The following is a 19355-nucleotide window of genomic DNA, read 5'->3' on the forward strand; positions in this document are numbered from 1 at the left end:
TTCTTTTTTGGTTGGAGGATTTGATGACCGGATACCGTTTAACTTGGCTTGCGATGGGGATCTTGCTGACGGCTTTTTGCCTGACCGGCTGCTCGGAATCGCCCCCTAAATCGGAACCGGCACCCTCACCCCAACCAACCCCTTCAGCCCAGTCAACACCCGCCGCCGACAAACAACCGGAACCCGCGGGTCAACCGCAAGCAACCATCACCGCCGTCCCCACGGCAACCATCACCGCACCGGCCCAACCGACCCCAATCCCCCTCGAACAGGGGGGTTTGCGCTTCCAGATGGGCAATGTCGCCGCGGGCCACAGCATGTTCCGACCCCTGGGCGACGTGGCCTGGCTCAACGACGGCTCGCTGCTGATGTCGTTCCCGCAAGACCATGCTTTTATTAAGTTTGCGGCAGGCGACTTCGCGCTAACCATGTTTGGTTCGGAAGCGGTCGGCGGCAAAAAAGAAACGGTGGTCTCGCCCAACCTGCTGTGGGTTCACCAAGGCCTGATCCACGCGGTCAGCACGCAAAAACACCAATCGCTGACCTACACACCCGATATCCAAGTGGTCAACGCCTACAACGCGGCGGGTGTGTCCCCGGTCCCCGGTCCCGAAAACCAATACCTGCTGCGCGCCGACGACCGGCCCGACATCTTTTTCCGCGTGGACCAAAACAACAAGCCGCAACAGACCTATTCGGTGCCGGCCATGCCCGATGAGGACATGATGGGCCGCAAGCTGGTTTTTTTCCCGATGGACGACTGGCGACTCTACGCGGCCAAACAAAATGCAACGGCTGTTTTTCTCTTCAATAAAAACAGCACCATTGCTCAGATTTACACCATCGACCTCTCGGCATTTTTCGGAGCGCCCAACTACGCATTTACCGGCGGCGCGCAACTCTTTGATTTGCACGTGGAAGCCACGACCCTGTGGCTGCTGCTCGACCACGGCGGCAAACGCAACGACGACCGGGGTTATGTATTGGCATTACACACACTTACCTTTGAAACCCTCGGCTTTTGGGAAATCCCACTCGACGCGGACCGCATGGATGCAAGCCCCGAGTTCTTTGTTTTCGCGCAGCAAGACAGAGCACGGGCCGTCACCTATCGCCGTTAACCGGCGCCCCTACGAAAAGTCACGACACCATTACGCGCGCAAATAACGAACCCTGGCAAGACACAGGCGTACCACAAAAACATAAAAATCAAATAAACAGCTTCGTGTTATAATCGCCGCAAACCAAGAAAACGCCTCACGTACGCACGAAACCAAGACCTCGGTCTGTTTCGTCGCGCCCACCGCTTTGCCCCATCCACTGAAGATGATCGGTGTTCCCATCCCGCGCCTTCGGAACGCGGCAGCATGGTCCCACCGCGCCCATCGTTCCACCAAGAAACGACGGCTTCTTGGTGGGCAATCCGGGTGAGGGCGGTGTCGTTTTTTTTGGCGGATGCAGCGCTGACCCACGACTTGGCGAAAGACACTGCACCCTCCTTCGCCAAGACAACCATTCCCCACGCGTTTGCCCCAAACGCCCCGGTCACCAACCAAACCGGTGTGGTTCCATACCACCGGCCAACCCAGGCACCGATTGAAACGGAGGTTTTCATGGTTGATCCTTTCCTTGGCGAAATACGGATTTTCGCAGGCAACTTTGCACCCAACCGGTGGGCTTACTGTGACGGTCAGCTTCTCACGATTAGTCAAAATGATGCGCTTTTTTCGCTGGTTGGAACCACCTACGGCGGAGACGGTCGCTCCACGTTCGCCCTACCGGATTTTCGCGGACGCTTGGTGGCGTGCCAAGGCACGGGGCCCGGTCTCACACCCCGCGCGTGGGGACAAAAAATCGGTGTGGAAAGCGTCACCCTTACCCCGGAGCAACTCCCCTCACACAACCATCCCTTCCAGGGAACCACCGCAACCGGGAACCATCACTCGCCGGCAGGTAAAGTCCCAGCGGTGCCCAGTGCCGGCGGCGTGTTTTACGAAGCCCATGCAACAGCGGACCAACTTCGGGCGTTGCCACCCGGAAGTGTCGGCCAAACGGGCGGCAACGCGCCACACACCAACATGATGCCGGCGTTGGCACTCCACTACATCATTGCTCTCACGGGCACGTACCCCTCACGCACCTAGGAGGAAACCCATGGCTGAACCTTTTATTGCGGAAGTCCGTGCATTCGCCTTTAATTTCGCCCCCCGCGGCTGGGCCTTTTGCGAGGGACAATTGCTCCCCATCGCCCAGAACACGGCGCTGTTTTCACTTATTGGCACCACTTACGGCGGCGATGGTCGCACGACCACCGCACTTCCCAATCTCGAAGACCGCGCGGTGATGCACGCGGGTTCCGGTCCCGGATTGACCCCCCGTCGGCTCGGCGAGAAGACGGGGTCCTACACGGTCTCCCTCTCGGAACAACAAATCCCAAGTCATTACCACGCAGCTTTTACCGAGGCCGAACAAAGTGAGAACAGTACCCCCGCCGGCAACATCATCGGCGTTTTGCAGGATGCACAGAAGATCGGCGCCCGTACCTTTAAAAAGGACCCACCCGACCTGAAAAACACCACCAGCTCGTCGTGGCTTCAGGTCACAGGCGGCGGGCAAACCCATACCAATCTACAACCACTCATCGGCGTGATCTATTGCATTGCGCTCGTCGGAACCTATCCGTCACGAAGTTAAAGCCACCACCGCGCGAAATGCGCGGTCCCGTCACACATGGTCGCGGAAACGGATTGGGAGGTACCCAAAATGACTGAACCTTATCTTGGTGAAATCAGAATTTTTAGCTTTAACTTTGTCCCGCGTGGCTGGGCGGCCTGTAACGGCGCGATCCTACCCATCAGCCAAAATCAATCGCTTTACTCCCTGATCGGCACATTCTACGGCGGCGACGGTCGCACCAGCTTTGCCTTGCCCGATTTACGCGGACGTGTTCCGGTCCACCGCGGCGTCATGTTCTCACTAGGAACCAGAACCGGCGGGGAAACCGCCTCCCTCACTGTCGCGGAAATGGCCGCCCACACCCATGCGTTCAACACCTTTAAAGGGGATGCGGATGTGGTCGCAAATCTCGGCGGCTACGCGCTCGCTGACGTGGTTCCTTTGGTTGGCGAGGCCCCCAAACCCTATGGCGACGCGATAGACGCGGTCATCATGTCTACCGCGACCTGCGCGAACGCGGGTGGCGGCGCACCCCATGAGAACATGCAGCCCACCACGTTCACCAACTACTGCATCGCCACCAGCGGTTTATTCCCTAGCCGTAACTGAAATTTCGACAACGCCAACAGGCGGGCGCACCGCGCCATGCAACCCACCGCTTTCAGCAGTGGCTGCATGGCTGGGCCCAAGCGCCGGCGACCCCAAAGCGAAGCGGCTGATGCGAGGTCACCTGTCGGTCGCACCCTTGCAAGCCTTAAGCGGCCAAGGTTTTGCGGAGCATGCGGTCGAGCTGACTTAAGGATCGCTCGATGAGGGGTAGGTTGAACTCGCGGAAGCTGACGTGGGTCAAATACACCAGCGTATCGCCCTTGCGCATGGCGGGGTAAAAGGTTTGCGGCCCCTGGCTACGGTAATGACACTGGGTCAGGGCCCGCAGTGCCACGTCCCGTTGGTAGGCCGGAAAGGGACGGGCCAGGTAAAGCAAAACCCCGTCCTCGGTGAGCTCCAAAAAGAACTGCCCCTTTTTTTCAAAATCCAGGCTGACTTGCCCGGCGGCCGTCAACGACGGCAACTGTAATCCCATGGTTTGGCCGAATTTGCGCACGACCTCATCAATCCATTGCATGCTTCTCTCCCCGGCGCGGCGGCGCCGTTTTTTCCTCGAACCGGCGACGGGTTAACCCGCCTCTTCCATCTTCTCTTCTTCTTCCACGGCCGCATCGCGCACCTCGACGATCACCTCCAGCATGCGTTCACGCATCTCCAAATCGTCAAAGGCTTTGAGCGGAATCTTTTTGATCATTTTTTGGAATTCCTGCACAAAAAAGATGCGGGCCTTGAGCGCGGTGAACCCAAGATCTTCCACGAGTTCGTTAAGTTGGCCGCTCTGTAGCCACACTTCTTTTTTCAGGGCCATGAATTGCTGCATAAAGGCACGCGGCGATTTTTTGCTGCGTGTTTTGAAAAGTTTGAACACGCGGTCCAGCAAACTCTCGGCGTCGCGGTAGATGTGGCCCATCATTTCCAAGCGGAACAGATCGTCCAAAATTTTCTTGAGCGCGTTGGGCTGAAGCGACGGCCCACGCGCGTGTAAATCGCGCCCGACGGCGGCGATCATAAACGAAATCGCTTCCAGGAAATTGCGGTCCGGGTAATGGTTGATCACCGACTCAAAGGCATCGACGAAGGTTTCCGGCGCCAACACGGTATGCCGGTAAAAGTCGCGTAGGTCCTGGGTTTTCTTGCCGTCGCCGGCGGCGAATTGCGCGGCGGTTTCACTGACGTTAAGCCCGGCGCGCACGGCCGGGCCGTGTTCGGCCTCCAGATCCGCCAGCGCCTGGGCCAGCGACTGGCGCAGTTCCATGGCCGCGCCGTCGCCTTCCAAGGATTCGTAGGCGAAGGCCAAGGCGGCGTAACGATGGGAGACGTCTTTGAACTGCTGTTTGCCCTGTTGCAGCAGTTCGCGCGGATGCTGCCGACCCCCTTTTTTGAGGTGGTCGAGGTACTGCATCAACTTGTCGGCGCCGCCCAAATCGGGGATGCGGCGCATGTAGGCCTCGGCTTTTTGCTTGAGGCGGTTGCGCAAATCGTTGGATTGGCGCGTCTTGCGTTGCGACAGCTTCTTGCTCGCCTTAGAGCCGAAAACGAAACTCATTTCCTCCGCCGCGTCGGCGACCATCGACTGGATGTTGGTGGGTTTGACGGCCTCGCCCTGGTGCTTGCCGATCAACCCGGCCGCGGTTTGGCCGAGGCGCGCGGCGCCGATGCCGATTGCCGCTTGTTGGATGCCTTGGATTTGGCTCATAACGAAAGATCCTCCTCTTCCTCACCCAAGTTTTGGGCCCACACCAACACCTCGGCGACGGCTTCAATGAAATCGGCGGGGATGAAATCGCCGACGGTGGCTTGGGCGTAAAGGCCACGCGCCAGCGGCACATTTTCGATGGTGGGCACCTCGGCTTTTTTGGCGACTTTTTTCAAACGTTGCGCCAAGGCGCCTTCGCCCTTGGCCACAACCCGCGGCAGTTGGCCTTTGAGCTCGCGGTTAAAGGAAATGGCGACGGCAAAGTGGGTTGGGTTGGTAACCAGCACGTCGGCTTGTTGGGTGGCGGCCTCGGCGTCGCCCTCGGCCATTTCGCGGTGCAACTCGCGGCGTTTGCTTTTAATCAGCGGTTCGCCCTCGGATTCTTTGTACTCGCGTTTGACCTCGTCCTTGCTCATTTTGAGTTGTTTGGTGTGCTGCCGTTGCTGGAACCAGAAATCGAACGCGGCCACGGCGAAATAGGCGATCAGGGTCACGATCAACACCCGTTGCAACAAGATGCTGAGCACCTCGCTAATCCCCTCGCGGCCGAGGTTGGGAATGTGGACCAGGGATTCGAAGTTCTCAAGCAAAACCAGGTAAATGACAAAACCGAGCAACATCACCTTGGCAATGGATTTAATCAGTTCCACGAAATTCTTCATGGCGAACATGTTTTTCAAACCCTTGGCCGGGTTAAGTTTGTCCAGCTTGGGCATCACGGGATCCATCGTGAACATAAAACCGACCTGGGCCACGTTGGCGACGACGGCGGCAAACATCACCACGCCGACGGGCAGCAGCGAGAGCACCATCATTTCTTTGATCACGCGAATGCCCAGTTCCTCATAAGCACCTTCAAAGGGACGGTTCATGTAGGCAAAAGGCATGGACACCAAATTGCGGAAGCGGCTCCCAAAAAAGTCGCGCATGATCCACAGCACGGCGAAGGCCGCCAACAAGGTAACGGCCGAGTTGACCTCTTTGCTTTTGGCGACCTGTCCCTTCTTGCGCGCGTCGCGCAGCTTTTTGGGTGTCGGTTGTTCGGTCTTTTCGCCGCTCACCGCCACGCCTCCCTAAATAAAATTACGGTACCTTGAGCACATGGTCCAAGTTCATCAGGTGTTGCCAAAGGTTGCGTTGCTCGCCGTCGAACATCGTCAACAGCGTCACCATGTACGCTATTAAGAACACGATGGCCAACACACTTTTGATCGACATCGACAGGAAAAAAATGTTGAGCTGCGGACTGAAGCGGTTGATCAAACCCAAACCGAACTCGGCCACAAACACGGCGATCACGATGGGCGCCGCAAACAACACGATCATTTCAATGATGCGCGCCGAGTGTTGGATCATGACCTCGGCGAAATGCGCGTCCAACGCCGGGGCGGCGGAAAAGACGGGCCACACCTGGTAGCTTTCGTAAATACCGCCCAAAAACACCAAAAAGCCGCCGGTGGTGAAAAACAAGACGGTGAGCACCTGCATCAAAAGGCTGCCCAGCGGCGAGGATTCCACCCCGGACATGGGGTCCATCATTTGCGCCATCGAAGCACCGCGTTGGTTGTCGATAAACAAACCAACGCCCTCGGCGACCCAAAACAAGGACGCGCCCAGGTAACCGAGCACCACGCCGAGCATGGCCTCTTTGGCGATCACCATCATCCAGGGCAAAAGGCGAATCTCGTCGGGCAACTGGGTGAACACCAGTGGGTAAACGCCGAGCCCGAGGCAGACAACCAGGGTGTTGCGCACCATGACCTGCATCATGCCGCTTCCGAAAAACGGCATCACGCCGAACATCACCAGCATGCGCGGCAGGCTGACACTGAGCACCAGGATCGATTTTTTTAAAAATTCGGCGTCGAGTTCCATGTCTCCTAACCTTAGGTTCCGATTTGCGGCAAGAGTTCGAGCAACCGTTCCATGAACAGGAACAGCTCCATGCCGGTCCAGCGCGCGGTGAGCGCCAAAGTGACCACCACGGCGATCAACTTGACCCCGAAGGAAAGCGTCTGTTCCTGAACTTGGGTGACGGCCTGTAACAGGCTGACGAGCACCCCGAAACCAGATGCCACGATGACCGCGGGCAAGGACAACAACAGCACCAGGGTCAACGCGTGAATGGTGAGTTCGACGAGGGTTGCTTGGTCCATGTCAATCTCCTATGCGTACGAGAGGACAAGGCCGTGAATGACCCGCGCCCAACCTTCGACCAACACGAATAACAAAAGCTTGAAGGGCAGGGAGATGGTCATGGGGGAAACCATCATCATGCCGAGCGCCAACAAGATGTTGGAAACAATCAGGTCGATGGCGACAAACGGCAGGTAAAGCAGGAAGCCGACCTGAAACGCGGTGGTTAATTCGGTGACGGTAAAGGCGGGCACCAAAAGCACGAAGTCGTTTTCGCCGAGTTTGCCGAGCTGTTCGGCGGGCCACACCGACTGAGCGGCGTTAAAGAAAAAGGCGCGTTCTCGCGGAGCCGAGTGTTTGAGCAAAAAGTCGCGCAGCGGTTCACGCGCCTGTTCCAGCGCCTCGACCAAGGCACGGAAGTCCTTGATGTCGGGGTTGACGGCGTGAACGATGTCGATCATTTCGTAGGCGACGGGCGCCATCACGTAGAAGGAGAGCACAATCGCCAAACCGTTGATGACCATGTTGGGCGGGATGTTTTGGACACCCATGGCGTTGCGCACCAGTTGCAGCACCACGGTGAGTTTGATGAACGAGGTCACCATCATGGCGGCGAAGGGTGCGAGGGAAAGAAAAATCAGACCGCCGATGAGCAGTAACGGATCACTTAGGTTCAGCGTTTCCATCTGGGAAAACCTCCTCAACGCGCAACCCGACCTGGCCGAATACGGCAACGGGCACGGCGCGTCCGATCAAAACCCCGTCGCGCCGCAGTTGCAGGGCACGCGAGGCCGCGGGTCGCGATAGGGTATCGCCGACCTGCATTTCGGTTAATGCTTGTAAAGTAACGGCGACTTCACCGGCTTCCACATCTATAGCGATACCGTCTTCCGACGGGACGGGTTGGGGATGGAAACAGGGGGGCTCGGCAACGGTCCAGACGTCGTCTTGTTGGTTCAGCGCCAAATGAATCTGGTCGCCGCGACGCCAGCTCGGCCGATCAAGTCGCTCAGGAAACAACACGTCGCCGCGGGCGAGGTTGGGTGATTGATCCGCACGCCATGTGATGCGCGTCACATGAATTGACCCCATAAAGGGAATATCGGCCGCGCGGCGACGGGGTTGTTGCGGCATGGCCTCCAGTAATTCGGCGAACCATACGGGTTCACTTTCATTGAAGCCAACCACGCCGCGCAGCAGCGGGTGCTGTTGTCCGGGCACGCGCAGTTCGAAACACTGCTGAAACGCGAGGAAGGGCGCCAAACCGGAGGGTTCCATGGCTACGCGCAGGCAACGCACGGGTAAACCGGTGATTTGCTCGAATTGGAAAAACAGGTGTTCGAACCAAGTTTCCACCAACATCGCGCGAATGTCGTTGCCCGCGATGTCCCATTCGGCCGATTGCATCTCCGCCGTCAGCCTGGCCAGAGCGGGGCCGTTTTCCAGTAACAGGGTGACACGGTGTTCGGCCAAGGCGATGTCCAGCTCCAGGGTACAGGTCGGCGTTTTGCCGACGGGGAAGGTTACCTCGGCGGCGTCGTCCCCGATGGGGACCACCAGACTACCGCTGAGCGCGTAGAGCCGGTTTTGCAGGGACACGGTGGGGCGATTTAAGCGGGAAGGAATAAAACGTGAAAAACTCATCGGGAACCTCGTTTACCGTAAAGCATGTGGAGCGGTTTGTTGAAGCGGGCGCCGTCGTCGTTCAGCTCCTCGAAGATGTCCCGTTGTTGGCGTGATCGCCCGTCGTGGGAATCGCCGGAGAACGTTTGCCCACCAATGCGGACCTCGACGTTGAGGCCGCCGCGTTGTTGTAAGCGCTGCTGCAACGCACCGCCGTTGTCCTGCAGCCAGGCGCGCAGTTGTTCATTGGGGGCGGCCAAGTTCACACGCAGTTGATCACCGTCGTGAACCACCTGAATTTGGGCGGTTTGCCCCTGACCAAGGTTTATTTCAAAGCGGGCTTGGCGCGGGCCGAGTTCTTCACCGCGCGGGCGCGCCAACCACATTTCAATGCTGCCGGCGAGGCGATTGACCGGTGAATTCTCGCTCACTTGCGCTTCCGCACCCGCCGCCGCCCGCTGTAAACCTTGCAGGACGGCGTCACCCGGCGCGTGGGCGGGGGTGGTGCCGGCCTCGCCGCGACGCACAACCACCCGTTTGGCCACTTGGGCCAAGATCGGATCGGCGATCATTTTGAGGTCGCCGCCGAATGGGGTCTCCGTGCGCCCCGTGGTAACGGTCGCGGGTTTGCTTGCTTCAGCAGTTGGTCCGGCCGAGGCGTCACCCGCGTTGGTAGCCGCCGGGTTGGCGGCAAGGGCTGGGTTGCGCAACCCGTCGCGGCGAATCACCTTGGGTTGGGCGAGCTTGGGCTGATCGGTGGTTCGGGCGGCAACGCCGTCAACCAACGCGGTCGCGTCGCCGGTCGGGGTCGCTGCCGCGGCCGGAACAAACGCCTTCTCACCTTCCAGAACCGGCGCGCCCACAAGGGGCTTGCTCACCACTGCCTCTTCCCCACCCTGCTCGTCTTCCTCAGGGTTGTCCTTGCGATCCACCTCGCGCGGGTTGTTTTCCCGGCGTTCGGCACGGGTTGACCCTGAGCGCGAATCGCTAGACGGGGTTCGGTCCGAGCGCCAACCATCGAAACGGTCTTGGTAGGGTGCGGCCTCGCCGCCGCGACCACGGCGCGCGGGTGCGCGATTCATGCGAACCGGACCAGGATCCGTCGGCGCGGCATCCTCGCGAGGGGAGCCGGCATGGGGATCCTCGGGCGAATCGGCGGGGTTGCCTTCAGGCCGGGTTGTGTTTTCTTCCAAAGGGATTGCCGTCTCAGCCGCGAGCCCGACCGCCTGCTCCCGGGTGGTCCTGCTGGGGCCGGCGTTGGTCCGCGCCGCCGCGGCACGAAGTGGGCCGGTACCGCGGTCGGCGGCCTTACGGCTCTGGCGCAACATGGCTTCTTCAAAGCGCCGTGCTTGTTCCGGTGCCGCTGAGGCGCGCACGGCCTCACTCGGCAGCCCTGTTCCTGAATCAATCGGTAGGTCAGGTTTCACGTTCATGGTTTCCCTCCACCGGGTACCCGCATCGAGGTGGTTTCGTCCGCCTCGTGTTCTTCGCGGCGCGTGCGCGCCAAACGTTCCTCTTCCGTCCACAAACCCATGTGGCCTTCCAACTTGCGGCGATTATGCTGCGCCTCACGCATGGCTTTGATCCGCTGCGCCAAGGCTTCACGCGCGGCTTGAAGTTCGCGTTCAGCGTCTTCAACATCTTGCTTTTTATGGGCTTGTTGTTGCCGTAAGGAAGCAATTTCGTGTTTGAGCACGTCTAGGTCCGCGCTGTTCAAAGCTTGGTCGCGGACCTCGGCGAACAAACGCCGCTCCTCCGCCACCCGCCAACCAGTGAAATCGGCCAAGGTGCGCTCGGCCGCCGCCACCGCCTGTTCCTGCTCGGTTACCGCGCGGCGCTGCTGCACCACCTCGCGGCGCGCCCGCTCCTCGCGGTCATGCCTCAGATTTAATAATTTGTTTAAGGGATACGCCGCCATGATGGACTCCGATCAACGGCGCGCCGGGATATACCTCGCCCGTCGGAGCTTGTCCCCTCACCGTTGGTTATAAAAATAAACGCTTAAAAATAAGCTGGTTAACAATTAGACGAACCCGCGCATCGCCTTATACACCGGCGAGCTGTCGCAACGCGGCCAAGGTCTGGTGATAGTCACCCACCTCGTGTTGGCCTTGCTGCAAGAACTGGTTGAGTTGGCTGATTTTGTCGAGCGCCTCGTCGCCGAGCGAATCGGCACCGCGCTGATACTCACCAACCTGCACCAACATTTCCAGCTCGCTGTACTTCGCCAGCAAACGCCGGAACCGTTGGGCCGCCTCGCGGTGGACCGGGTCCACCACCGCGTTCATCACGCGGCTAACGCTGGCGAGGATGTCGATGGCCGGATAATGACCCGCCTCCGCCAGTTTGCGCGAAAGGATGATGTGCCCGTCGAGGATGGATCGGGTCTCATCGGCGATGGGTTCGGTCATGTCGTCGCCCTCCACCAACACGGTGTAGAGCGCGGTAATCGAACCCTTGTCGCTGTTACCCGCGCGTTCCATCAGCTTGGGCAAAGACGTGAACACGGAGGGCGGGAAACCGCGACGGGTCGGCGGCTCGCCTGCCGCCAAGCCGATTTCCCGTTGGGCGCGGGCGAAGCGGGTCACCGAATCCATCAGCAACAACACCCGTTTGCCTTGGTCGCGGAAGTACTCGGCAACGGCCGTGGCGACGTGGGCCGCCTTGAGGCGTTCCATCGAGGGCCGGTCAGATGTGGAAACCACCACCACCGACTTGGCCAAGCCTTCCTCACCCAGGTCACGGGTCAAAAATTCGCGCACCTCACGACCCCGTTCACCGATCAAAGCCAAGACGGTGACGTCCACATCGGCTTGGCGAACCAGCATCGACAGCAAGGTTGATTTACCACCGCCGGCGGCGGCGAAAATGCCCATGCGCTGACCTTCGCCGCAGGTCAACAAACCGTCCAAAGAACGCAGGCCCAGGGACAGTGGTTTGTCGATGATGCGCCGTTGCATCGGGTCGGGCGGCGGTGAAGAAACGGGATAAGTGGTATCGGTTTCCAGCGGGCGACCGTCGAGGGGACGACCCAAACCGTCGAGCACGCGGCCCAAAAGCTGGGGGCCGACGGCGACGCGGTGGCTCTCACCGGTGGGATTGACCTCGGCCTCGGAGGAGATGCCCTCAAGATCGCCGAGCGGGGTCAGCAGCGCCTGACCCTCGCTGAACCCGACAACCTCGGCATGGACGGCGTTGTCCTGACCGGGATTGCCGAGGGTCACCAGCTCGCCGATGTGAACCTCGGGTAAGGTGGCTTTGATCATGGTGCCGATGATTTGGTTGACCTTGCCTTTGACCCGCACCGACTGGGTGTCGCGCAGGGTCTCTTCCATCAAACTCGTTATATAGCTATAGCTGGACATGCTTCCTCCTCAGGGGAGCGCACCAAACTGGGGCGGGCGGGTCGGGCCGCGAAACTTTTTTTTAAGGCTTCTTCCAAAGCGGCAATTTGTTGTTCGACCCCGGCTTCAATCACGCCGATTTCGGTTTCCATCACGCAGTCGGTCGGGCCGAGGTGCGCGTCGGCGCGTACATCCACCATCGCGGTCGCGTTGTGCTGCTGGGCCAAGGTGAGGATGTCCTCGCGCAGGCGTTCGAATTGCTCGCGGCTAACGCGGAAAATAATGCGGCGGCGGTCACGGGCTGAACGCAGCAGGTGGCGCACCACGCGCAGCACCAACTCGCGTTCGTCGAAGCTGCCGAGCACCTGCTTCATCGCCAAGGTCACCGTCTGCACCATCTCGCGCTCGACCGATTCGAAGTACTGGGCCGCTTCCAACATGGTTGTGGCCATTTCGGTTGCCACCTCTTGTTTTCCTTGGGCCAAACCCTCGGCGAAACCGGCCGCTTCTTGTTTCTGAACGCGGGCTTGCGCCGCCGCAAGGGTGGCTTGGGCCGACTGTTCGGCGCGCTCCAGGAGTTCGGCCGCGCTGAGGAAGTCGAGGTAATCACGCGCTTTTAAGTGCTTGACGCCGGGCGCGAGTTGAAAGGGCTCTTTTACTTGAACAAACGGCTCCATTGGTCATTTACCTCGCGAATAAGAATAGATGTAAGCAGGTCGGCGGCAACCGGGCGCAAGCTGCGGATCCGGCTTTTGCGGAAGTCGAAACCACCCTCGCGCGGGAAAATCAGGCGCAGGCGGCGGCGCAGACTGTCGGGTCGCTCGCTGAAGCAGGCGGTCAGACAGGCGACACCGATGGTCCAGGCGCGGGCGGCAACGTCGCCTTCCCCCGACCAGCGCGCAAACAGGGTGGCCGTGCCGTAGCGGCGGGCGTTGGTAAGCGCGAAACGGTGGGTGTCCACACCGAGATCTTCGACCAAGTCCATCACGCGACGGCGATCCACCATTTTGGCGATTTCATCGTGCAAGGCGGCAATGCCACACCAGAGGACGGCGCGCCGCAGATCGGCCGCGTCAACCAGGGCCAGGCGGTGGAAGGTCTCGGCAAAGTCCCCGTAGCTCGTAGCCGTCAACTGGTAACGTTTCAGGATCAGGGCCGCCAGTTTGCGTTCACCGCGCGGGGAGGCGCACAAGGTTTCGTAGGTTGCCGGACTGCAAAAGCAGGGAATCCAACTGGGGTGTAAGTAACGCGTCGGCAAATGGTTAAAATCCAAGAGCCGCTGATAAAGCCAAGGATCCTCGGCTTTGGCCGTTTTGAGGAAACCGGTACTCATGACGCCGACCCACCGGCTGTCGCGGGCCGATTGCGCAGGAAGAAGTAACCCGCGATGACCGTAAGGCAGACCGCCGTAAAGAACACCAGCACCATGGCCAACCACACTTTTTTGGCGGGTAAACCCGCGGCGGGCGAACCGCCGGAAGCCGGCGTGGCCGGTTCAACCGGGACCACCGGGAACAACGCCACCGATACCTTGTCGTAGGCCAAACCTTCGATGCTGTTGACCACCAACTCTTTGATTTCAGGGATTTTGTTCTCAAGCGGGGTGCTGGGACGGTGTTTGATGAAGACCGAGGCCGAGGCCGGGCGTGGGTTTGGATTGAGCGGATCTTGCTTGGGGAGTGCGACGTGGACGCGGGCCGAGAGCACACCTTGAATTTGTGACAAGGTTTGGGAAATCTCTTGGCTCAGGCCGTAAACGAAGCGGGCCCGTTCTTCCATCGGCGAGGAAACCAGGCCGTCTTTTTCAAAGATGTTGCCGAGGTTGGCGAATTGATCGCGGGGGTAACCTTCGTTGTTGAGTAATTTAACCGCCGCCGCCAGTTGGTTTTCTTCGATGACGAGGTTCCATCGGTTCTCATCGGCGGGCTGCTTTTCGCTGTCGAAGCCGTGGTCCAACAGCAGCGCCAACATTTCGTTGGCTTCTTTTTCACTGAGGTCCGAGTATAACTCGGTTTGACATGCCGTCGCCGCCAGGATCAAGGCGAAACAGCAGGTGAGACGAACGAAACGATGATAGGCATTCATGGGTTTTCCTCTACATCAAAGTACTTGGGGGGAGCGGGATGAACCGGTACCCGTCCTCGGCGAATGGACGGTGGTGTACCGGTCGTCCGATTCGCGGTTTACTGATTGCGGAACAGGGTTTGAACGCCCTGGCTTCCTTTGTCGGCGGTTTTGGTGGTGACGTCCTGAACCAGGTTCATTTGCATCACTTCCATCTGCAGGTCCATCGCCCGCGAAAAGTTGAAATCGGCGTTTTGGGTGGCGGACACCATCTCTTGGACCCGTTCGCGGCGGGCCGCGTGGTCCTCGTGGATGCGTTCCACCCCGTTGAGGATGCGGTCACCGAGGTTAACCGGGCCGTCGACGCTTTGGACCGATTCGGTCGGCGCGATCACCCAATCGCCGGGACCGGCTTCGGTGCCGGCAGGGACTTTGCCCGCGGCCATCGCTTCCTCGAAGCGCATGAGTTGACCGGTGGGTGCGGTTTCCGCCGCGCCGGGTGTGGCGCCGGGCGTGTTGGCCGGGAACATCACGGTACTGGGATCGATCATGAGATTCTCCTTGAAACCGGGTTGGTGATTTCGGTGCGGATCGCGCGCGCCATGTCGGCCGCGGGTCCGGTGGTTTCGATGCGCAGCACGCGGTCACAGGTGACGCGGGCGCGACCGGGATCACCGGCCAATTTCAGCGCGAGGGCCAGGAAAGCTTGGGTTAAGGGATGGTCGGGGTTGCGGGGTAAGGCGTACTTTTCCAGAACCTTAACCGCCTGCCGATGTTTCCCCACGCTCATTTGCGCGTAGGCCAAGGCAATCCAGGGAATCTCGCTATCGGGCCGGATCTCGCTGAGTTTGGCGCAGATCGTTTTGGCCTCCTCGCGAAACCCGAAGGTCGCGCCGAGGACCGCCGCCTGTAACAGGAGCGGCAGGACCTCGGCCTCGCGGCCTTGGCTGACCGGTTCCGCGTCGCCGCGTTTTTTGAAGGCGTTGGGCCCCATTAAAAACGGATGCACGGGTCACCTACCGAATGTTACCGACGGCCGTTTTCAGACCTTCGCTAACCGTTTTGATGGTGTTGGATTGCAACTGGGTGGCCAGCGACCATTTGGACATGGCCAACTGGAGTGAGATCAGATCGGCAGAGTCGGCGTTGGCCGCGTCGAAGCCGTCGATTTGTTGCTGAAGGTCGTTTTCAACCGTGGTTACTGCTTCGCCTAAGGCGCTGTTTACATTTCCTAACGTTAATCCTGACATGGACTTACCTCCGTCTTGTTGTTGGTGTGCATAAATTGCCAGACTTGATTCAAAATCGATTCGCCGGCCGTCAGTGCTTCGAGATAAGCCTGTGCGTGGCGGTACTCCGAGGGTGCCGCGCCGCCGTCAAGCCGGTTGCGCATGCTTGCTTGTTCGTCGCGCAGCAGCGCGCCGAGTTCGCCGAGCACCGAACCGTCGCTGTCGTTTTGCAAGCGACGCGTCAGGTCCAAGCCGGCAATGGGTGATGCATTCATGAGTTTTCTCCTGGTTTGAGGACCCAGCGGTGGCCGTTGCGGGTCAAGATGAGGCGGTCGACTTTGATCGCACTCAGGATGTAGCCGTTCTCCAACACCGCGCCTTCAAATAACTTGCGGTTGTTGGCGAGGGTGACGTAGCGGCGGCGGCCAACGCTGATGGAGACCACATCGAGTTGGGGCGGGCCGTAGCCGCCGCGGCCGTGCATCGGCACCGCAATATCGGTGCGTGGGGCCAGCTTTTCAACAATGGGTAGCGGCGTGCCGTAGCGTTCTTGAAAGGCGGTGCGTACCTGCTGCCAGTGGTTCATTTCGTGTTCGCTGAGCCGGCCTTCAACCACCATACGGCCGTCGCCGTAACCGACCCGAACCAAATGGCCAAGCCCCAGTTCGGAAACTTTCTCACCGAGGAACCGGGTGAGTTCGGTCGCGGTGAGCACCTTGTTTTCGATCAGGCCGAGGCCGGGAACGTCTTTGCGCAGGGCGTGCAAGGTGGCGCTGAGTTTGGCCGGATCGGCGCAAAAACCTTTGAGCACGATGCCCTGTTCTTCAGTCGCCGTAATTTCTAGGTCGAGGCCTTGCATGCGCAGCACTTGGCGGCAGGCCTCCAGAATACGGTCACTGGTGGCAACCGTAAGGTGGACTTGGGCGGTGAAGGGCGCCAAGGCGCCGCTGAGTTCGGCAAGGATGGCGGCGTCGGCGACCGCGCCTTTAATAATGAGTGCGCCGTCGGCGGTGCGATCCAGTTGCAGGGATTCAAAAGCGTAGTGGCCGAGAATTTGGTCGAGGCTCGCGTTGGGGCCGAGGCCGTTGGATTGTTGGCTGACCGCCGCTTGGCTGGGGTTGCCGTAACCGACGAACAGCAGGCCGGCGAGGCAGAAGGCAATGCCGGCAAAGGCGGCGGCGGCCAAGCGCAGCCGATAGCGACCGGGCGCACCCGTCGGGGTCGGGGTCGTCGCGGCGGGTTCGGGCGTTTTATCAGCTTGGGTTTCCAGCTCGGGCTCACCTTCTTCAGAAGTGGCAACGGCTTGTTGGGATTGAATGGATTCCAGCGTGGGCAACACGATTTGGGGCCAGGTTTCGTCGATCATGCCGAGCGCGAGGTGGGTCGTGCCCAGGCTGATGACTTGGTAGAACTGATAAGGCATGGCGGGTTCCTGCAACCACTTCCCTTCCAGGAAGGCGCCGCCGTCCAGCAGGACCAGCGTCATACCGTCCTGGCTGATGTCGAGGCGTACATGGTGGTCGAGAATGGCGCTGTCGTGGAGGACCACATCGCAGTTCAGGTTGCGGCCAATCACCACCTCACCGGGGTTGAGCTGTAATTCGGCACCCATGTGGGGGCCTGACAAAATTTTGAGCAGGTACTTTTGCGCGTCGGACATGGCAGACTCACTTTATAGGGGGTTCCGCGACACCGGACGCAACAGGGGCGGGCAACGAGGGGGCGTCGTCGGAGCTGTGATCACACGATCAAACTGTCATAGCAATAAAAGGAACGGAGTAGGTCGTTGGTAGGGCGACCACGGCAAGGGATAGGGATGCCGGGTCGGGATCCTTAACGCGACGGAAACATAGGTCCCCGCCGCGGGGGGGGTTAGAAGCCGGCGGTTAAGAGACTGGGACCGGTTGCAGCTTTGTTTAAGCCGCGGAAGAGTTCCATATCGTCGATGAAGTCGGCGAGGGCCGTTTCGAACTTTTCGAGGCTGACCGCCTGACTGTCGAAGCGACGGAACAAGATGAGCTGGTTGGTGTGTTCGTCGACCGCAATGGCTTGACGTCGGCGACGCATGCCCGCCAGGTTCATTTGCAGAACTTTGGCGGCGAGGGCCTCGGCCTGTGATCGCTCCTCGGGCAGTGCGAAGAGGAATCCTTCGGCCAAGAGACGATGTCGGTTTTCGGGGTAGAGGGCGACGTGCAGATCGCCGTCAAACGACAAAATCGAACGACCCTGTTCGTCTTGGGGCGGGGTTTCCCAGCCAAGGCGTTGGATCAATTGGGTGATTAAGTCGACGGCGTTCACGGCATCCTCCGGGATTGAAACGGCGCGGGAGTGGGAGGAATCGGACGGGCGGTCGCCGGTGACGCCCGCCCGAGTTCCCCACGGCCCATGTTGCCGTTTTGCATCGTTCTATTTAGCTACACGGGGCGGGTCAGGCGGATGATCGAAAAAAAAATTATTTTTTTTCAGGCGGCCCAATTTCCCGCGGCCCGCACGGGTACGCAGGCCCACCGACGTCCGGCCAGGCCGAATCCGTGCCCCAGCTTCCCGCGCGGTGCAGGCTTACGCGCGCCCTCCCGCGCGGTGCCGGACTTACGCGAGCCGCTCCAAGCGACCAACCCAAAAACGAAGACAACCCTGTCCAAAAAGGCCGAGCGAAACCAAGGTGACAGGGAACCCAATCCAATCTAGAATCAAGAAAAAACCACAAAACACCAAGGCAAAAAGACGACAGAACAACGACCAACCAGAGTCACCCAACCCAATCAAAATGATCGACCTAAAAAACCGCCACCATCCAGAACACCTCACAAACCCATACAATTCCAAATGCTTGCAAAGAAGCTCTGGTAAAACGGCATTTTGCCTAAAACCACCGTTTTCGTCTCCACATCAAGCGACAGAAAAATCCACCTAAAAACCTTTTGATTAAAAGACTTAACCAAAACCCGCCAACACCAAAGAAAAAACATGAAAAACCTAAGCAAAATCGGTACACTTTTCCAACTCTTCCAAATCCCGAAACTATCGTGTAAATTTACTTAGTCTGTTCCCCGGACGCCCGGGGATGAACCGGGCGTCGGCGGCCTGTTTGGTAATGGTGGAATCTGTTCCCCGGACGCCCGGGGATGAACCCCACACCCATGCGGCCTTCACCGTTCCAAGCCCCTGTTCCCCGGACGCCCGGGGATGAACCGTTTATTCCCTTCTTCCTGTCCATTATTTTTCTCTGTTCCCCGGACGCCCGGGGATGAACCGGCCTATTTCAGGGCCCTCTAGGCGAAATGCTTCTGTTCCCCGGACGCCCGGGGATGAACCGCTCTACGTCTCTCACGAGACCGGCGCCAACCTCTGTTCCCCGGACGCCCGGGGATGAACCGGCGACAACGCATGAACGAAGCATTCACCATCACTGTTCCCCGGACGCCCGGGGATGAACCGTTCAAGCGGGCGAGATCTTTACGCATTTTGACCTGTTCCCCGCACGCCCGGGGATGAACCGATTGTTCCGGGGTTTTGCTTTCCGTTTCTCGGCTGTTCCCCGGACGCCCGGGGATGAACCGATACCTGAATCGGTAACCCAAAATCCGTTATGCTGTTCCCCGGACGCCCGGGGATGAACCGATGACATTGGCCATGTCCAGCAGGGGCGGGCGCTGTGCCCCGGACGCCCGGGGATGAACCGACGAGGTGAAGCAGCTTAACCGGGAACTCAAGCTGTTCCCCGGACGCCCGGGGATGAACCGGGTATGTTAGCCGTCATTGCACCACGCAACGACTGTTCCCCGGACGCCCGGGGATGAACCGCCTTGAAGAACAGTTCGGAACCACGATTCCAACTGTTCCCCGGACGCCTGTATTTGGCAAGCAAAAAGGGACCCACCTCGATCACCGAAAAGGGACCCACCGTTTTTGTGGGTACACGGATTCCCGGCTCTCTCAGCTTGAGGTGAAGAGCCTTTGGTTGATGGTGGTGTTTCG

Annotated in this window: 22 protein-coding genes, 2 pseudogenes and 1 CRISPR repeat array; of the genes and pseudogenes, 4 read left to right on the forward strand and 20 right to left on the reverse strand. The window is 59.5% G+C overall.

The features are described 5' to 3' along the window. The first annotated feature begins 23 nt into the window (after window positions 1-23). From J3U88_RS31165 to J3U88_RS31180, 4 genes are all read left to right on the forward strand, one after another. The gene (locus tag J3U88_RS31165) at window positions 24-1121 is read left to right on the forward strand and encodes a hypothetical protein (RefSeq protein WP_207862937.1); all 1098 of its coding nucleotides are present in this window, start codon (window positions 24-26) and stop codon (window positions 1119-1121) included. 492 nt (window positions 1122-1613) lie between these two features. After that, window positions 1614-2144: a phage tail protein gene (locus J3U88_RS31170; protein WP_207862938.1), complete on the forward strand. Its 531-nt coding sequence runs from the start codon at window positions 1614-1616 to the stop codon at window positions 2142-2144. 10 nt (window positions 2145-2154) lie between these two features. Beyond that, window positions 2155-2694, forward strand: coding sequence for a phage tail protein (locus tag J3U88_RS31175; protein WP_207862939.1), 540 nt, complete (start codon window positions 2155-2157; stop codon window positions 2692-2694). Between the two features lie 69 nt (window positions 2695-2763). Next, the gene (locus tag J3U88_RS31180) at window positions 2764-3285 is read left to right on the forward strand and encodes a phage tail protein (protein ID WP_207862940.1); all 522 of its coding nucleotides are present in this window, start codon (window positions 2764-2766) and stop codon (window positions 3283-3285) included. A 145-nt stretch (window positions 3286-3430) separates the two neighbouring features. Here J3U88_RS31180 and J3U88_RS31185 read toward each other — a convergent pair whose 3' ends face one another. From J3U88_RS31185 to J3U88_RS31275, 20 genes and pseudogenes are all read right to left on the reverse strand, one after another. Then, window positions 3431-3802, reverse strand: a complete 372-nt coding sequence (locus J3U88_RS31185; RefSeq protein ID WP_207862941.1) for a type III secretion system chaperone family protein — start codon at window positions 3800-3802, stop codon at window positions 3431-3433. 51 nt (window positions 3803-3853) lie between these two features. Then, window positions 3854-4981, reverse strand: coding sequence for a type III secretion system gatekeeper subunit SctW (gene sctW, locus J3U88_RS31190; RefSeq protein WP_207862942.1), 1128 nt, complete (start codon window positions 4979-4981; stop codon window positions 3854-3856). Beyond that, window positions 4978-5973: pseudogene (locus tag J3U88_RS31195) on the reverse strand (EscU/YscU/HrcU family type III secretion system export apparatus switch protein); the annotation flags it as partial. The gene sctW and the pseudogene J3U88_RS31195, both read right to left, overlap by 4 nt. Continuing rightward, a pseudogene (locus J3U88_RS35505) lies at window positions 5949-6042 on the reverse strand (EscU/YscU/HrcU family type III secretion system export apparatus switch protein); the annotation flags it as partial. The pseudogenes J3U88_RS31195 and J3U88_RS35505, both read right to left, overlap by 25 nt. A 22-nt stretch (window positions 6043-6064) precedes the next feature. Next, window positions 6065-6856 carry a type III secretion system export apparatus subunit SctT gene (gene sctT / locus J3U88_RS31200; RefSeq protein ID WP_207862944.1) on the reverse strand — a complete coding sequence of 264 codons (792 nt, stop codon included), beginning with the start codon at window positions 6854-6856 and terminating at the stop codon, window positions 6065-6067. A gap of 11 nt (window positions 6857-6867) precedes the next feature. Continuing rightward, a complete protein-coding gene (gene sctS / locus J3U88_RS31205; protein ID WP_207862945.1) occupies window positions 6868-7137 on the reverse strand; it encodes a type III secretion system export apparatus subunit SctS in 270 nt (89 codons plus the stop codon). A gap of 9 nt (window positions 7138-7146) precedes the next feature. Continuing rightward, a complete protein-coding gene (gene sctR, locus J3U88_RS31210) occupies window positions 7147-7803 on the reverse strand; it encodes a type III secretion system export apparatus subunit SctR (RefSeq protein WP_207862946.1) in 657 nt (218 codons plus the stop codon). Further along, window positions 7781-8761: a FliM/FliN family flagellar motor switch protein gene (locus J3U88_RS31215; RefSeq protein ID WP_207862947.1), complete on the reverse strand. Its 981-nt coding sequence runs from the start codon at window positions 8759-8761 to the stop codon at window positions 7781-7783. Before J3U88_RS31215 ends, sctR begins: the two co-directional genes overlap by 23 nt. Then, window positions 8758-10173: a hypothetical protein gene (locus tag J3U88_RS31220; protein WP_207862948.1), complete on the reverse strand. Its 1416-nt coding sequence runs from the start codon at window positions 10171-10173 to the stop codon at window positions 8758-8760. The genes J3U88_RS31215 and J3U88_RS31220 overlap by 4 nt, the downstream gene beginning before the upstream one ends. After that, window positions 10170-10658 (reverse strand): type III secretion system stalk subunit SctO, encoded by a 489-nt coding sequence (gene sctO, locus J3U88_RS31225; protein ID WP_207862949.1) that lies wholly within the window; start codon window positions 10656-10658, stop codon window positions 10170-10172. Before sctO ends, J3U88_RS31220 begins: the two co-directional genes overlap by 4 nt. 127 nt (window positions 10659-10785) lie before the next feature. Further along, window positions 10786-12105, reverse strand: a complete 1320-nt coding sequence (gene sctN / locus J3U88_RS31230; RefSeq protein WP_207862950.1) for a type III secretion system ATPase SctN — start codon at window positions 12103-12105, stop codon at window positions 10786-10788. Beyond that, complete coding sequence (locus tag J3U88_RS31235) at window positions 12084-12761, reverse strand: HrpE/YscL family type III secretion apparatus protein (protein WP_207862951.1); 678 nt, start codon at window positions 12759-12761, stop codon at window positions 12084-12086. The genes sctN and J3U88_RS31235 overlap by 22 nt, the downstream gene beginning before the upstream one ends. Next, window positions 12740-13417, reverse strand: coding sequence for a SctK family type III secretion system sorting platform protein (locus tag J3U88_RS31240; RefSeq protein WP_207862952.1), 678 nt, complete (start codon window positions 13415-13417; stop codon window positions 12740-12742). Before J3U88_RS31240 ends, J3U88_RS31235 begins: the two co-directional genes overlap by 22 nt. Then, a complete protein-coding gene (sctJ, locus tag J3U88_RS31245) occupies window positions 13414-14169 on the reverse strand; it encodes a type III secretion system inner membrane ring lipoprotein SctJ (protein ID WP_207862953.1) in 756 nt (251 codons plus the stop codon). The genes J3U88_RS31240 and sctJ overlap by 4 nt, the downstream gene beginning before the upstream one ends. 98 nt (window positions 14170-14267) lie before the next feature. Beyond that, on the reverse strand, window positions 14268-14699 hold the full coding sequence (sctI, locus tag J3U88_RS31250) for a type III secretion system inner rod subunit SctI (protein WP_207862954.1): 432 nt from the start codon (window positions 14697-14699) through the stop codon (window positions 14268-14270). After that, window positions 14696-15157: a tetratricopeptide repeat protein gene (locus J3U88_RS31255; protein WP_207862955.1), complete on the reverse strand. Its 462-nt coding sequence runs from the start codon at window positions 15155-15157 to the stop codon at window positions 14696-14698. The genes sctI and J3U88_RS31255 overlap by 4 nt, the downstream gene beginning before the upstream one ends. Before the next feature lie 7 nt (window positions 15158-15164). After that, window positions 15165-15398 (reverse strand): EscF/YscF/HrpA family type III secretion system needle major subunit, encoded by a 234-nt coding sequence (locus J3U88_RS31260; RefSeq protein ID WP_207862956.1) that lies wholly within the window; start codon window positions 15396-15398, stop codon window positions 15165-15167. Continuing rightward, window positions 15386-15652 carry an EscE/YscE/SsaE family type III secretion system needle protein co-chaperone gene (locus J3U88_RS31265; protein WP_207862957.1) on the reverse strand — a complete coding sequence of 89 codons (267 nt, stop codon included), beginning with the start codon at window positions 15650-15652 and terminating at the stop codon, window positions 15386-15388. Before J3U88_RS31265 ends, J3U88_RS31260 begins: the two co-directional genes overlap by 13 nt. Next, window positions 15649-17037, reverse strand: coding sequence for a type III secretion system inner membrane ring subunit SctD (gene sctD, locus J3U88_RS31270; RefSeq protein ID WP_207862958.1), 1389 nt, complete (start codon window positions 17035-17037; stop codon window positions 15649-15651). Before sctD ends, J3U88_RS31265 begins: the two co-directional genes overlap by 4 nt. A gap of 212 nt (window positions 17038-17249) precedes the next feature. After that, window positions 17250-17675: a CesT family type III secretion system chaperone gene (locus J3U88_RS31275; protein ID WP_207862959.1), complete on the reverse strand. Its 426-nt coding sequence runs from the start codon at window positions 17673-17675 to the stop codon at window positions 17250-17252. 745 nt (window positions 17676-18420) lie between these two features. Further along, a CRISPR array of direct repeats spans window positions 18421-19181; the repeat unit is 29 nt; unit sequence CTGTTCCCCGGACGCCCGGGGATGAACCG. Window positions 19182-19355 lie beyond the last annotated feature (174 nt).

It is taken from the genome of Acanthopleuribacter pedis, assembly GCF_017377855.1.
GTDB lineage: Bacteria > Acidobacteriota > Holophagae > Acanthopleuribacterales > Acanthopleuribacteraceae > Acanthopleuribacter > Acanthopleuribacter pedis.

What these genes read in the sequence shown, in the direction of transcription:
- J3U88_RS31180 (WP_207862940.1), top strand. Translation starts at nt 2,764, where the DNA reads ATGACTGAACCTTATCTTGGTGAAATCAGAATTTTTAGCTTTAACTTT.
- sctI (WP_207862954.1), bottom strand. Translation starts at nt 14,699, where the DNA reads ATGATCGATCCCAGTACCGTGATGTTCCCGGCCAACACGCCCGGCGCC.
- J3U88_RS31235 (WP_207862951.1), bottom strand. Translation starts at nt 12,761, where the DNA reads ATGGAGCCGTTTGTTCAAGTAAAAGAGCCCTTTCAACTCGCGCCCGGC.
- J3U88_RS31265 (WP_207862957.1), bottom strand. Translation starts at nt 15,652, where the DNA reads ATGAATGCATCACCCATTGCCGGCTTGGACCTGACGCGTCGCTTGCAA.
- J3U88_RS31240 (WP_207862952.1), bottom strand. Translation starts at nt 13,417, where the DNA reads ATGAGTACCGGTTTCCTCAAAACGGCCAAAGCCGAGGATCCTTGGCTT.
- sctN (WP_207862950.1), bottom strand. Translation starts at nt 12,105, where the DNA reads ATGTCCAGCTATAGCTATATAACGAGTTTGATGGAAGAGACCCTGCGC.
- J3U88_RS31220 (WP_207862948.1), bottom strand. Translation starts at nt 10,173, where the DNA reads ATGAACGTGAAACCTGACCTACCGATTGATTCAGGAACAGGGCTGCCG.
- sctT (WP_207862944.1), bottom strand. Translation starts at nt 6,856, where the DNA reads ATGGAACTCGACGCCGAATTTTTAAAAAAATCGATCCTGGTGCTCAGT.
- sctO (WP_207862949.1), bottom strand. Translation starts at nt 10,658, where the DNA reads ATGGCGGCGTATCCCTTAAACAAATTATTAAATCTGAGGCATGACCGC.
- sctS (WP_207862945.1), bottom strand. Translation starts at nt 7,137, where the DNA reads ATGGACCAAGCAACCCTCGTCGAACTCACCATTCACGCGTTGACCCTG.
- sctW (WP_207862942.1), bottom strand. Translation starts at nt 4,981, where the DNA reads ATGAGCCAAATCCAAGGCATCCAACAAGCGGCAATCGGCATCGGCGCC.
- J3U88_RS31165 (WP_207862937.1), top strand. Translation starts at nt 24, where the DNA reads ATGACCGGATACCGTTTAACTTGGCTTGCGATGGGGATCTTGCTGACG.
- sctJ (WP_207862953.1), bottom strand. Translation starts at nt 14,169, where the DNA reads ATGAATGCCTATCATCGTTTCGTTCGTCTCACCTGCTGTTTCGCCTTG.
- J3U88_RS31170 (WP_207862938.1), top strand. Translation starts at nt 1,614, where the DNA reads ATGGTTGATCCTTTCCTTGGCGAAATACGGATTTTCGCAGGCAACTTT.
- sctD (WP_207862958.1), bottom strand. Translation starts at nt 17,037, where the DNA reads ATGTCCGACGCGCAAAAGTACCTGCTCAAAATTTTGTCAGGCCCCCAC.
- J3U88_RS31260 (WP_207862956.1), bottom strand. Translation starts at nt 15,398, where the DNA reads ATGTCAGGATTAACGTTAGGAAATGTAAACAGCGCCTTAGGCGAAGCA.
- J3U88_RS31215 (WP_207862947.1), bottom strand. Translation starts at nt 8,761, where the DNA reads ATGAGTTTTTCACGTTTTATTCCTTCCCGCTTAAATCGCCCCACCGTG.
- sctR (WP_207862946.1), bottom strand. Translation starts at nt 7,803, where the DNA reads ATGGAAACGCTGAACCTAAGTGATCCGTTACTGCTCATCGGCGGTCTG.
- J3U88_RS31185 (WP_207862941.1), bottom strand. Translation starts at nt 3,802, where the DNA reads ATGCAATGGATTGATGAGGTCGTGCGCAAATTCGGCCAAACCATGGGA.
- J3U88_RS31175 (WP_207862939.1), top strand. Translation starts at nt 2,155, where the DNA reads ATGGCTGAACCTTTTATTGCGGAAGTCCGTGCATTCGCCTTTAATTTC.